Below are 12,768 nucleotides of genomic sequence, written 5' to 3'. Positions count from 1 at the left end.
TAGAGATGGCTTACCAACTACTCATCAACTTTTTCCTGGCGTTCATTTGGATGTTCTTCACGGGTACGTTCACGACGAGCGGATTTCTTATCGGCTATTTGCTCGGATTACTCGTCATCTTCATGATGCGCCGCTTCTTCAAGAATACGGATTTCTATTTCATCCGCGTCTTGAAACTGCTTAAACTGTTCTTGATTTTCTGTCGGGAGCTTGTCCTCGCCAATGTCGAGGTGCTCCGGCTCGTCCTCAGCCCGAAACTGAAAATCCAACCAGGCATCTTCCGGTACCATACCGAGCTCGATGCCGGTTGGAAGGTCAGTTGGCTGTCGATGCTCATCACCCTGACACCAGGGACGCTCGTCGTCCAAGTGTCGGACGACAATAAGACGCTATATATCCATGCGCTCCATATGCCGGATAAAGAGTCGCTCAAGCAAGGCATTCACGATAACTTTGAGACGAAGATTAAGGAGGCGACCAGCTAATGTTAGATATTATTATTTACGTGGCGCTCGCCATCCTCGTGCTCGCCATGCTCGGCATGCTGTATCGGGTCGTCAAAGGACCGACGACGGCTGACCGTGTCATTGCGCTCGACTCGATCGGAATCGGCTTGATTTCCGTCGTCTCGCTGTTGTCGATTCTGCTCGACACGACGATGTTTTTCGAAGTCATCCTCTTGCTCGGGATTTTAGCCTTTATCGGAACGGTGGCGTTCTCGAAATTCCTCGAGAAGGGAGAGATCATCCAACATGACCGCAACAATGATTTATGACATTTTGACCGGTGTCTTCACAATCATCGGGGTATTCTTCACCGTCGTCGCGGCCATCGGTCTCATCCGGCTGCCGGACATCTACTCGCGGGCCCATGCGGCCTCGAAGAGCGCGACGCTCGGCGTCATGTTCGTCTTGTTCGCGGCGCTCCTGCACGTCTGGGTCGACCAGCGTATCTTTGACGCACGACTCCTGCTCGGCTTGTTCTTCGTCTTGTTGACGGCTCCGGTCGGCGGACACTTAATTGCTCGGGCAGCTCACGCCCAAGGGGTCAAGCTCTGGGACAAATCGCTCCAGGACGCCTTGCAAGAAGATAAGGATAAAGGAATCGAATGACGAAAGGCTCTTCCATCGCACGATGGAAGAGCCTTTTTTAGATGAGGTACGAAATATCGGACGCGGACGTCGGATACGCGAACTCCAAGTGTTTGACGTGTTGATGGGTCATATTGTTTTGTATAATGAATGAGAACAAGTTGATCAGTTCCGGCGCGTGTTGCCCAATCAAGTGGGCGCCGAGCACATGACCGTCTTTGCTGAGCAAGATGCGGGAGAACGCCGTCGTGTCGTTGATCCGCTCATACGTCAAGAAATGGGACAAGTCGTTGTCTTTACATTCATAGTCGATCCCTTGCGCCTTGGCCTCGTCGACCGTCAGCCCGACTTTGGCAATCGGTGGTGTCGTGAAGACGACCGTCGGGGCGGGACGCTCGGGGAGCGGACGCGTGTTGTTGCGGAGCAGGTTGAGCGCGGCGATGCGGCCTTCCTGTCCGGCGAACGGGGTGAGGGCCGGGTTGCGGCTCTTGGCGACGTCTCCGGCCGCATAGACGTTCGGATTCGTCGTCTGGAGAAACTCGTTGACCAAGACGCCGCCGTGGTCGGACTCGATGCCGGCCGCATCCAACCGAAGTCGCTCGATGCTCGGAATCCGCCCGGTGGCGTTAAGCACGAGTCCTACAAGGGTAGAGTCATCTGATAGCGTCACGACGTCGCCATTGATGTCGACCGGTTCGATTCCATAGCGGACATCGATCCCGATTTGAATCGTCTCATCGACAAGCCGTTTGACGACTTTACGGTCGAACGGCTTCAACGCCCGCGACCGGACGAGGAGCGTCACGTCACATCCGAACCGGCGCAGAATATGGGCGAACTCGAAGGCGATATAACCGGCTCCGACGATGATGACGTGTTGCGGTAACACCTCAAGGTCGAAGACGTCGTTGCTCGTGATGGCAGCGTCTCCGCCGGGAATGTCGAGTGGACGCGGGATTTGCCCCGATGCGATCAAGAATTGATGCGCCGAGATTTCATGTCCTTCGATGACAATCGAGTCTTCGTCGATGAAATGTGGTTCGCCTTCGAACAAATCGATGCCGTGTTCTTGCCAATGATGCATCTTCGTCGTCGGGACGGCAAAGCGGTACTCGTCGACACGATGTTTGAAGGCGTGCCAGTCGAGCTTGAGTTCGCCGGTCACACCGAGCGGTTTCATCCGTTCGGCCCGGGCAATCAGGTCGGCTCCTTCCGCGAGCATTTTTTTCGGGTCACACCCGCGCTGCGGGCACGTCCCGCCGAACGTCCAATTCTCGACAATCGCAATTTGTTTACCGGCGTCACGTAACACGCTGGCGGCTTGGCTCGCTGCCGAGCCGCTGCCGATGATGATGACATCGTACCGTTTCATTCCAAAACCCTCCCTCTGAGACTTCATCAATTTTTTCCCGTCTGGAAGGAACCTAAACTGAGGTGATTGAATTTGAGTCATTCTGACCACATTAAACATAAATTGGCGCTCCTCCCGGACGAGCCCGGCTGTTACTTGCATAAGAACGAGTACGGGGAAATCATTTACGTCGGGAAAGCGAAAAATCTGAAGAACCGGGTCCGGTCGTATTTCACCGGGGCGCACGACATCAAGACGATGCGCCTTGTGGCCGAGATTCGGGACTTCGAATATATCGTCACGGCGAGCGAGCTCGAGGCACTCTTGCTCGAGATGACGCTCATCAAAAAGCACGACCCGAAATATAACATCCGCTTGAAGGATGACAAGTCGTATCCGTATATCAAAATCACGAACGAGCCGTATCCGCGGTTGCTCACGACACGGAAGCTGAAGCGGGACGGCGGCTTCTATTTTGGGCCGTATCCGAACGCCTATGCCGCCAACGAGACGAAGCGGCTGCTCGACAAGTTGTATCCGCTGCGAAAATGCCAACCGATGCCGCGCAAGCTCTGTCTGTATTACCACATCGGGCAGTGCCTCGGACCGTGTGAGCTCGCCATCGACACGGACGAGCAAAAAGAGATCGTCCAAGAGATTCGACGCTTCTTGAACGGGGAGACGAGCGAGACGCTCGCCAAACTCCAAGTCGACATGGGACTGGCTGCCGAAGACATGCAGTTCGAACGTGCCGCCGAGCTCCGTGACCAAATCCGGGCCGTCGAATCGATTATGAACAAACAGAACATGATCACGGCCGACCCGACAGCGCGTGACGTCTTTGGCTACACACTCGACCGCGGCTGGATGTGCGTCCAAGTGTTCTATATGCGAGGCGGCAAGATGATCGAGCGCGACGTGTCCCTGTTCCCACTTCACGGGGAACCGTCCGAGGAACTCGAGAGTTTCATCGTCCAGTTCTACGAGCAGAACGTATTGCCGAAGGAAGTGCTCGTCCCTGAGATCGTCCGCATCGATCTGTTGAACGAGGCGATCGGCACGAAAGTGATGCAGCCGAAACGAGGGGCGAAGCGACAGTTGCTCGACTTGGCGACGAAAAATGCGGGCATCGCCTTGAACGAAAAGTTCGAGTTGCTCGCCCGCGACGAAGAGCGGACGCTCCTCGCCATGCGTGAACTCGGTGAGGCAATCGGTATCCCGAACTTGTCGCGCGTCGATATCATCGACAACGCCAACATCCAAGGTGCGGACGCCGTCTCGGCGCTCGTCGTCTTCGAGGATGGCAAGCCGCTCAAGAAGGAATATCGCAAATACAAGATTCGTACCGTCCAAGGACCGGACGACTATGAGACGATGCGAGAGGTCGTCCGCCGTCGATTCCGCCGTCTGTTGACGGAAGAGAAACGTCTGCCGGATCTGCTGTTGATTGACGGGGGCATCGGGCAATTGAACGCCGCCCTCGACGTCCTGCAAAACGAGTTCGGGCTCGACTTGCCCGTCGGCTCGTTGAAGAAAGATGACCGTCACCGGACGAGCCAGCTCTTGTTCGGGGAAGGCGGCGGGGTCGTCGAATTGAACTCACGTTCGAGCGCGTTCTATTTGCTGCAACGCATGCAAGACGAGGTCCACCGCTTCGCCATCACGTTCCACCGCAGCCTGCGGACGAAGAAGATGACGAAGTCGGTGCTCGACGATATCCCGGGCGTCGGGCCAAAGCGGCGTCAGCAATTGATTCGTCATTTCGGGTCGATGAAGCAGATCCGTCTCGCCTCGCTCGAACAGTTGAAAGAAGCGGGTCTGCCGGAGAAGTTGGCCGAGACCGTAATCCAATACGTCCATGAGGAGACCGATGAATGAACCGAGACGCGTTAGCCGATTTTCCAGACGAGACATCCCCTTTTATTGAACAGTTCGTGCGTGACTTGGCGGACGTGACCGACGCGATTCGACATGCGTACGTGCACGGGTCTTTGACGATGGGAGGCTTTCATCCGCGACAGAGCGACGTCGATTTACTGTTCGTGAGCGACCGAGACCTGTCGGACGAGGAACGGCTCGGTTTGATGCGACTGTGCCTGGAGACTTCGACGCAGCCTTATCCGCTCGAGCTGACCGTGCTGACGGAACGAGCGTTACAAGAATGGGTCCATCCGAGTCCGTTCGAGTTCCATTATAGTGAGCAGTGGCGCATGCGGTTAGAAGAAACGTCAATCGACGAGTTGCTCCATGAGCAACGAGAAATGACCGATTCGGATTTGGCCGCCCACCTCAAAGTCATCATGGAGCGAGGCTGTGTCTTGTTCGGGACTCCGATGCATGAGTTGGTGGTCGGGTTTGAGGATGGACATTACCGAGAAGCAATCAAGGACGACGCATTGGATTGCCTGAGCTCGCTTGATAACCATCCCGTGTACAGCGTATTGAACCTCGTGCGGGTGATGGCCTACGAGACGGATAGACGTGTGCTCGCCAAACGAGAAGTGCTCGAGTGGGCGAAGCGACAATCGATTCCGACTGATCTCCTGCATGTCATTCAAAAAGCGGCAGCGGCGTATGCGGGTGAAGACAGTACGTTCTCAAGGTCGGAACTCATCGACTTTTATATCTTCGCCAATGAGCGCCTCTTTCCGTATGAAGAGATGGATGAGTTAGAGGATTAACTCAAAAAGAAAGAGCCGATGCGATCAAAATTCGCATCGGCTCTTTTTCATTCGTACGTATCTTTTCGGTCTAGTTGGACGGTGATGTGGACGGCCTTGCGCGTCACGTCGGCGTAGCCTTCGGCGACACATTGGAAACGACCCGCAATCTGTTCGGCTAAAAAACCAGCCTCGAGCTGGAAGTAGCCAGTTGCCTTTTCTTGGGTCGCGGGTGGGGGCATGAGCTCGAACAAGAATTTATTTCCTTTTTCTTTCAACAGCGTCAAATCTCCCCAGCCGGCCTCACTAAAGAAGGCGCTCAGTTCCTCATTGGGCATGACCGGGAACTTGCGTGCGACCCGTTTACCCGACCAATAGATGACTTGGGCGTAATCGTCCCCAAGCAAATCCGTCAACACATAATCGCGCAACAGTTCGATCGCGAAAGTGGGTTGGCTCATCGTTTCCATCTTCTTCCATCACTCCAATCTCTCTATACCATTATAACGACGAATCGGCTTTTGGTCACCGGGTATTTTGCAAAAGAATGTGTCACAAATCGGTCAGGTTGTCTTGTCATACAAAATTCACAAGAGTAGAATAGGAGACAGAAAGCTATATTTACATTTGAAAACGCTTTTATTTACAAAACGAGCCAAGGGCTCGTACAAAGGGGGAACTAGAATGGCTTCGCAGCGTGACTATTTCAGTCGTAAAGTCCATTCGCTACTTGGGGTCATCCCAATCGGCCTGTTTTTGATCGTCCACTTGTCGGTCAACTACTATATCGTCGATGGGGTGGAGTCGTTTAACAAGGCAGCAAAATTCATGGAGAGCTTACCGTACTTGTACTTCCTTGAAGTCACCATCATCGCTTTGCCGATGATTTTCCACGGCGTGTATGGCGTGTATTATGCGTTTCTCGGTTCGATTAACACGAACCGTTACTCATACGCCCGTAACTGGATGTACATGCTCCAACGCTTCACGGGCGTCTTCCTCGTCATCTTCATCGCTTGGCACGTTTGGGAAACGCGCTTGGCGAAGTTACGTGGCGTTGAAGTGAATGCGGAGATGATGCAAAACATCGTCGACAATCCGCTCATGCTTATCTTCTACATAGTCGGGATCCTCTCGGCTACGTTCCACTTCGCGAACGGTCTCTGGTCGTTTGCCATCACGTGGGGGATCACACAGTCGCCTCGTTCACAGCGCTTCATGAGCTACGTCTCAGGCGCGGTCTTCTTGGCACTATCTTTTGTCGGCATCCGTTCAATCTTGACGTTCGCTGGCATCTTGTAATAGGGGGAAAAGTTCATGGCAAATCAAAGTTTGATCGTCATCGGTGGCGGTCTAGCTGGACTCATGGCGACAATCAAGTCGGCTGAGATGGGTGTTCCGGTAAAACTATTCTCGCTTGTACCGGTCAAGCGTTCACATTCAGTATGTGCACAAGGCGGCATCAACGGTGCCGTCAACACGAAAGGGGAAGGGGATTCTCCTTGGCAACACTTCGATGATACGGTCTATGGGGGCGACTTCCTCGCCAACCAACCGCCAGTCCAAAAGATGGCAGAAGCGGCACCGAAAATCATCCACATGTTCGACCGGATGGGCGTCATGTTCAACCGGACGCCAGAAGGTCTTCTCGACTTCCGACGTTTCGGCGGCACGCTCCATCACCGCACGGCTTACGCCGGTGCGACGACAGGGCAACAGCTCCTTTACGCGCTAGACGAGCAGGTCCGTCGCTATGAGGCGCAAGGGCTCGTCGAGAAGTATGAAGGCTGGGAGTTCCTCCGTGCCATCATCGACGAATCAGGCGTCTGCCGTGGTGCGGTCTGTCAGGATTTACGCTCGATGGAAATTAAAGCGTTCCCATCGGATGCGGTCATCCTTGCGACAGGTGGCCCAGGCGTCATCTTCGGTAAATCGACGAACTCGGTCATCAACACCGGACAAGCGGCTGGAGCGGTTTACCGTCAAGGCGCCGTCTATGCGAACGGCGAGTTCATCCAAATCCACCCGACGGCGATCCCAGGGGACGACAAGCTTCGTCTCATGAGTGAGTCAGCACGTGGTGAAGGCGGACGTGTATGGACGTATAAAGACGGCAAGCCATGGTACTTCCTTGAAGAGAAGTACCCGGCCTACGGAAACCTCGTGCCGCGTGATATCGCGACGCGTGAGATTTTTGACGTCTGCGTCAACCAGAAGCTCGGCGTCAACGGCGAGAACATGGTGTACCTCGACTTGTCGCATAAAGACTCGAAAGAGCTCGACATCAAACTCGGCGGTATCCTCGAGATATACGAGAAGTTCGTCGGCGACGACCCGCGGAAAGTCCCGATGAAGATTTTCCCGGCCGTTCACTATTCGATGGGCGGACTTTGGGTTGATTACGACCAGATGACGAACATCCCAGGGCTATTCGCTGCCGGTGAGTGCGATTACTCGATGCACGGTGCCAACCGTCTCGGTGCCAACTCGCTCCTCTCGGCCGTATACGGCGGGATGGAAGCCGGTCCTGCGGCCGTTCATTACATGCGCGGTCTCGACCAAGCGACAGAGAGCGTGCCAGAAGCACTCTTCAACTTCAACGAACGTGAAGAAATCGAGCGGTTCAACGACATCCTCGCGATGGACGGTACGGAAAACGCGTATCAAATCCACCGTGAGCTCGGCGAACTCATGACCGACAACGTCACGGTCGTTCGTTACAACGATAAACTCGAAGCGACGGACCTCAAACTCCGTGAACTTCGTGAACGCTATAACAACATCTCCGCGACCGATACGGCCCGCTGGAGCAACCAAGGGGCATCGTTCATCCGACAGCTCGACCACATGCTTGACCTCGCACGCGTCATCACACTTGGCGCCTTGAAACGCGACGAGAGCCGTGGAGCTCATTACAAACCGGACTTCCCGGAACGTGATGACGAGCGCTTCATGAAGACGACGATGGCACGTTACGACAATGGGGAAGTCGATATCTCGTTTGAAGAGATCGACGTTTCGTTAATCCCGCCACGTAAACGGGATTACTCGAAGAAAGGGGCGAAGACGAAATGACGACGCCGATGCAAGCAGATCAAAAAGACATTCGTTTTATCATTGAACGCCAGGACGGGCCGGATCAACCGACCTATACTGAAGAGTTCACCGTCCCGTACCGCCCGAACATGAACGTCATCTCGGCGTTGATGGAAATCCGCCGGAACCCGGTCAATGCGAACGGGGACAAGACGACACCAATCAACTGGGACATGAACTGTCTCGAGGAAGTGTGTGGCGCTTGTTCGATGATTATCAACGGCAAGCCGCGCCAATCGTGTACGGCACTCGTCGATAAACTCGAGCAGCCGATCCGTCTTGCTCCGATGAAGACGTTCCCGGTCGTCCGTGACCTTCAAGTCGACCGTCAGCGCATGTTCGACGCGTTGAAAAAAGTGAAGGCTTGGGTTCCGATTGACGGGACGTACGATCTCGGACCAGGACCACGGATGCCAGAGAACAAGCGTCAATGGGCGTATGAACTATCGAAATGTATGACGTGCGGTGTCTGCCTCGAGGCATGCCCGAACGTCAACGACAAATCGAACTTCATCGGACCAGCCGCCATCTCGCAAGTCCGTCTCTTCAACTCGCATCCGACCGGCGCCTTCCACGCGGAAGACCGTTTGGAAGCGCTCATGGAAGACGGCGGCCTCGCACAGTGCGGAAACGCACAAAACTGTGTCGAAGTTTGTCCGAAAGGCATTCCGCTCACGACGTCAATCGCTGCGATGAACCGTCAGACGACGCTTCACTCGTTCAAATCGTTCTTCGGTAGCGACAAAGGCCGCACCGGTTCTGCGGTCGAGGCGTAAGGGTTACGGATGACGAAGTACTTCCGGGAAGCCGATTGGGAAACACGTGTCAGAGCAGGGGTCGCGCTAGACGTCAAAGTCCGATTTTCGGAGTGCGACCCGTACGGCCACATGAATAACACGATCCCGTTCATCTATTTCGAGGATGCACGGATCGAGTTGCTTGAAGCGACAGGGTTCTCGTTAAAAGATGGGTTCGTCGTCGTGGCGGACGCCCAGTGCGACTATGTCCGCCAGGTGATGCCGCGCCAATCGATCAAGGTGTATGCCAATGTCTTGACGGTCGGAAACACTTCATGTGATATTCATTACGGGGCATATGATGGAGAACAGCTCATGTTCGCGGGGCGCACGAGCCTCGTGCACTTGTCGAAATCCGGTCGTCCGACCGAATGGACTCCAGAATATAAAAATCGCTTGCAGAATTTTTGCGAATCCGCTATCATTTGATAATGAGTTCACAAACAATTATTCTGCAGGTTCACCTGTAGAATTGAAATTTGAAGGGAGACTATCACGTCATGGAAAAAACGTTCACAGTCGTTGCAGATTCAGGAATTCACGCTCGTCCAGCTACACAGTTGGTTAACACAGCTTCTAAGTTCCAATCAGATATCAACCTTGAGTACAACGGTAAAACAGTAAACCTCAAGTCAATCATGGGTGTTCTTTCACTCGGAATCGCAAAAGATTCTACAATCAAAATCACTGCAGCTGGTGACGATGCAGAAGAAGCGGTTAACACGCTTTCTGACATGCTCACAAGCGAAGGTCTTGCTCAGTAATTGAGCGACGGACGAGGCGGCCAATCGGCTACCTCGTCTTTTTTGTTTGTCACGAGACCGTTTCTTTTTCAGAATCGGCTTTTTTGGTAAGATAGATGGGAATGGAAGTGATGATCATGAAACGAGCGATTGGAGTACTCGATTCAGGAGTTGGCGGCTTGACGGTGGTCAAAGAACTGATGCGCCAACTACCGAAAGAAGAAATTATCTATATCGGCGACACGGAACGGTGCCCGTATGGCCCGCGCCCGCACGATGAGATTGAAGCCTATACATGGGAACTGATTGAGTTCCTGTTAAGCAAGAACGTGAAGATGATCGTCATCGCCTGCAACACGGCGACAGCGGTCGTCTTGAAAGAGGCGCGCAAACGCCTCAACATCCCGGTCATCGGTGTCATCGATCCGGGAGCCCGCGCGGCCGTCAAAGGGACGCGCAATAAACATATCGGCGTCATCGGTACGAAGATGACGATTGAGAGCAACTCGTACGAGACGGCACTCCGGCACGTTGCCGGCGAGATCGATGTGTATTCGCTCGCCTGTCCACCGTTCGTACCGCTCGTCGAAGCCGGCGAACTTGACGGGGAACGTGTCCGCGCCATCGTCGCCGAGACGATCCGCCCGCTCCAGTCTTCCGAGATGGATACGCTCATCCTCGGGTGCACGCATTATCCGCTGCTCGCTCCGGTCATTCAAGACGTCGTCGGACCGGACGTCCATTTGATTTCATCTGGTGACGAGACGGCGCTCGAAGTGGCGGCCATCCTTGATTTCAAAGAGCTTGAGAACGACCTCGACACGGTCCCGGCGCATCAGTTTTATGCGACGGGGGACGTCGTCATCTTTGACCGACTCGCGACAGAGTGGCTCGGTCAGCCCGTGAGAGCGGAGAAAGTAGAGGTGTCCGGTGTCGATGCGTAACGAACGAAACCATGACGAGCTCCGGCCCGTCGAAATCGTTCCCCATGTGAACAAGCATGCGGAAGGATCGGTCCTCATCTCAATCGGGGACACGAAAGTCATCTGTACGGCGACCGTCGAAGAACGCGTCCCGAACTTCTTGCGCGGCAAGAAGCAAGGTTGGATTAACGCCGAGTATGCCATGCTCCCACGCGCGACCGGCAACCGTACGGTCCGCGAATCGGTCCGAGGGAAGCAGTCAGGCCGGACGATGGAAATTCAGCGTTTGATTTCCCGCTCGCTCCGCTCGGTCGTCGATTTGGAACGGCTCGGCGAACGGACGATTTGGATTGACTGTGACGTCATCCAAGCGGACGGTGGTACGCGCACGGCCTCGATTACGGGCGGCTTCTGTGCCCTCGTCCTCGCGGTCGATGCGCTCATCCGTCAAGGCAAGCTTGACGACACGCCGATTAAAGAAGGCGTCGCGGCCATCTCGGTCGGACGGACCGACGAACTGCTCCTTGACTTGAACTACGAAGAAGACGCCGCGGCCGAGGTCGACATGAACGTCGTCATGACGGCGAGCGGACGCTTCGTCGAAGTACAAGGGACGGGGGAAGAAGCAACGTTCACGTTGCTCGAGATGAACGAGATGCTCCAGATGGCCCAAAGCGGGATCGAGACGCTATTCAAAGCGGCCGAAGACGCGCTCGGCGCCTCGTGGTGGTATGTCGGGGAACAATTGGAGGAGACAACATGAAACTCATCGTCGCAACACGCAATAAAGGAAAAGTCGTAGAAATCGAAGGGATGCTCACGCCGCTCGGCTTCGAGGTCGAATCGTTGCTTGACTACCCGGACGCACCTGAGACGGACGAGACGGGCACGACGTTCGAAGCGAACGCCGAGCTGAAGGCGACCGAGGCGGCCCGCTTCTTCGGCCATGCTGTCCTCGCTGATGACTCGGGGCTTGAAGTCGACGCGCTCGACGGGGCACCGGGTGTTCATTCGGCCCGCTTCGCCGGACCTGAAAAATCGGATGAGGCGAACAACGCCCTCTTGCTCGAGAAGTTGAACGGGGCGACCGACCGGACGGCACGCTTCATCTGTGCCCTCTGTTTGGCCAAACCGTCCGGGGAGACGTTGACGGTACGCGGAACGATTGAAGGGACGATCGGGTATGCGCCGCACGGGGAGAACGGTTTCGGTTATGACCCGCTCTTCATCGTCCCGTCGCTCCATAAGACGGCAGCAGAACTTGAACGCGACGAAAAGGCGGCGGTCAGTCACCGCGGTCAAGCACTACGAAAGTTAGAGGCAGAAATCATTCCGTTCATGAAAGGGTGACCCGTATGCGTTTTCTCGTAGTCAGTGACAGTCACGGATTGACAGAAGAACTATCGATCATCTTTAATCGGCACGAACAAGAAATCGACGACGCGTATCATTGTGGCGACTCGCAACTCGCGCTCGTCGACGAGCACCTGCTCCCGTACCACACCGTGCGCGGCAATTGCGACTTCGGTGGCGACTTGCCGCTCGAGCGAATCGAGGAGACGGCTGAAGGCACGATTCTCATCGTCCACGGCCATCACCACGACGTGAAGTACGACTTGAACCGGTTGCGTTATCGGGCCGAAGAGGTCGGGGCGAACGTCGTGTTGTTCGGCCACTCGCACGTCGCCGGAGCGTTGATTGAGGACGGGGTGCTCTATGTGAACCCGGGCTCGATTCGGATGCCGCGCGGACGGAGTGACAAGACGTATGTACTGATGGATCTCGAGAACGGGCTGGCCAACGTCCGCTTTTATCGGTCTGAGGACGGTTCGGCCGTCGAGGATCTCGATGTGAGCGGAAAGCTGTGACGGAATGAAAAGAAGGAATTGACAGCAAACCATTTTTCTATTATAGTTTTCTTGTCAATGTCCCAATAGCTCAGCTGGATAGAGCAACGCCCTTCAAGACAAATAGGAGCCTTTATAGGGAAACAGAAACCTATGGAGTGGACGACACTATATCGGTGAAGCCTTAACAGATCATGCTGATGGTAATACCGAGGAAACTTATTTCCTTTCGGGGACAAGATGGTTCGAAGGACTAAAGG

16 protein-coding genes are annotated in these 12,768 nt (G+C 54.8%); 14 read left to right on the top strand and 2 right to left on the bottom strand.

Annotated features, from left to right (window positions below; genetic code table 11):
- The first annotated feature begins 5 nt into the window (after nt 1-5).
- Genes KNP95_RS10155 through mnhG form a run of 3 tightly spaced genes read left to right on the top strand, consistent with a single transcriptional unit; the run spans nt 6 to nt 1,112 of the window.
- Nucleotides 6-485, top strand: a complete 480-nt coding sequence (locus KNP95_RS10155; protein ID WP_058763184.1) for a Na+/H+ antiporter subunit E — start codon at nt 6-8, stop codon at nt 483-485.
- On the top strand, nt 485-775 hold the full coding sequence (locus tag KNP95_RS10150; RefSeq protein ID WP_021066828.1) for a Na(+)/H(+) antiporter subunit F1: 291 nt from the start codon (nt 485-487) through the stop codon (nt 773-775). The genes KNP95_RS10155 and KNP95_RS10150 overlap by 1 nt, the downstream gene beginning before the upstream one ends.
- Nucleotides 753-1,112, top strand: coding sequence for a monovalent cation/H(+) antiporter subunit G (mnhG, locus tag KNP95_RS10145; protein WP_031200113.1), 360 nt, complete (start codon nt 753-755; stop codon nt 1,110-1,112). Before KNP95_RS10150 ends, mnhG begins: the two co-directional genes overlap by 23 nt.
- Nucleotides 1,113-1,149: 37 nt before the next feature.
- Here the strand turns inward: mnhG and KNP95_RS10140 are convergent, their stop codons facing one another.
- Entirely contained in the window at nt 1,150-2,463 is a 1,314-nt protein-coding gene (locus KNP95_RS10140; protein WP_214827188.1) for a dihydrolipoyl dehydrogenase family protein, read from the bottom strand.
- 72 nt (nt 2,464-2,535) lie between these two features.
- Between KNP95_RS10140 and uvrC the strand changes: the two genes are divergently transcribed.
- Together uvrC and KNP95_RS10130 are read left to right on the top strand one after the other, a co-directional pair.
- A complete protein-coding gene (gene uvrC / locus KNP95_RS10135) occupies nt 2,536-4,320 on the top strand; it encodes an excinuclease ABC subunit UvrC (RefSeq protein WP_214802998.1) in 1,785 nt (594 codons plus the stop codon).
- Nucleotides 4,317-5,123 (top strand): aminoglycoside adenylyltransferase domain-containing protein, encoded by an 807-nt coding sequence (locus KNP95_RS10130; protein WP_214836937.1) that lies wholly within the window; start codon nt 4,317-4,319, stop codon nt 5,121-5,123. Before uvrC ends, KNP95_RS10130 begins: the two co-directional genes overlap by 4 nt.
- Before the next feature lie 47 nt (nt 5,124-5,170).
- Here KNP95_RS10130 and KNP95_RS10125 read toward each other — a convergent pair whose 3' ends face one another.
- Nucleotides 5,171-5,563 carry a YslB family protein gene (locus KNP95_RS10125; RefSeq protein ID WP_251138526.1) on the bottom strand — a complete coding sequence of 131 codons (393 nt, stop codon included), beginning with the start codon at nt 5,561-5,563 and terminating at the stop codon, nt 5,171-5,173.
- A 223-nt stretch (nt 5,564-5,786) separates the two neighbouring features.
- Here KNP95_RS10125 and KNP95_RS10120 point away from each other — a divergent pair, with 223 nt between their 5' ends.
- The 9 genes from KNP95_RS10120 (at nt 5,787) to KNP95_RS10080 (ending at nt 12,529) form a co-directional block, all read left to right on the top strand.
- Nucleotides 5,787-6,404 (top strand): succinate dehydrogenase cytochrome b558 subunit, encoded by a 618-nt coding sequence (locus tag KNP95_RS10120; protein WP_021066834.1) that lies wholly within the window; start codon nt 5,787-5,789, stop codon nt 6,402-6,404.
- 15 nt (nt 6,405-6,419) lie between these two features.
- On the top strand, nt 6,420-8,177 hold the full coding sequence (gene sdhA, locus KNP95_RS10115; protein WP_214719955.1) for a succinate dehydrogenase flavoprotein subunit: 1,758 nt from the start codon (nt 6,420-6,422) through the stop codon (nt 8,175-8,177).
- Nucleotides 8,174-8,974, top strand: a complete 801-nt coding sequence (sdhB, locus tag KNP95_RS10110) for a succinate dehydrogenase iron-sulfur subunit (protein ID WP_021066836.1) — start codon at nt 8,174-8,176, stop codon at nt 8,972-8,974. The genes sdhA and sdhB overlap by 4 nt, the downstream gene beginning before the upstream one ends.
- A gap of 9 nt (nt 8,975-8,983) precedes the next feature.
- The gene (locus KNP95_RS10105; protein WP_029595860.1) at nt 8,984-9,424 is read left to right on the top strand and encodes an acyl-CoA thioesterase; all 441 of its coding nucleotides are present in this window, start codon (nt 8,984-8,986) and stop codon (nt 9,422-9,424) included.
- A gap of 71 nt (nt 9,425-9,495) precedes the next feature.
- Nucleotides 9,496-9,759: a phosphocarrier protein HPr gene (locus KNP95_RS10100; RefSeq protein ID WP_021066838.1), complete on the top strand. Its 264-nt coding sequence runs from the start codon at nt 9,496-9,498 to the stop codon at nt 9,757-9,759.
- A 116-nt stretch (nt 9,760-9,875) separates the two neighbouring features.
- On the top strand, nt 9,876-10,682 hold the full coding sequence (gene racE, locus KNP95_RS10095; protein ID WP_031200117.1) for a glutamate racemase: 807 nt from the start codon (nt 9,876-9,878) through the stop codon (nt 10,680-10,682).
- Nucleotides 10,675-11,424, top strand: coding sequence for a ribonuclease PH (gene rph / locus KNP95_RS10090; RefSeq protein WP_029595858.1), 750 nt, complete (start codon nt 10,675-10,677; stop codon nt 11,422-11,424). The genes racE and rph overlap by 8 nt, the downstream gene beginning before the upstream one ends.
- The gene (locus tag KNP95_RS10085; protein ID WP_214836931.1) at nt 11,421-12,011 is read left to right on the top strand and encodes an XTP/dITP diphosphatase; all 591 of its coding nucleotides are present in this window, start codon (nt 11,421-11,423) and stop codon (nt 12,009-12,011) included. The genes rph and KNP95_RS10085 overlap by 4 nt, the downstream gene beginning before the upstream one ends.
- Before the next feature lie 5 nt (nt 12,012-12,016).
- Nucleotides 12,017-12,529 carry a metallophosphoesterase family protein gene (locus tag KNP95_RS10080; protein ID WP_214803015.1) on the top strand — a complete coding sequence of 171 codons (513 nt, stop codon included), beginning with the start codon at nt 12,017-12,019 and terminating at the stop codon, nt 12,527-12,529.
- Nucleotides 12,530-12,768 lie beyond the last annotated feature (239 nt).

Source organism: Exiguobacterium sp. s36 (assembly GCF_018618345.1).
Lineage (GTDB): Bacteria > Bacillota > Bacilli > Exiguobacteriales > Exiguobacteriaceae > Exiguobacterium > Exiguobacterium chiriqhucha.
The sequence above is the reverse complement of the archived record's forward strand: the minus strand, read 5'-3'. Positions and strand labels throughout refer to the sequence as shown.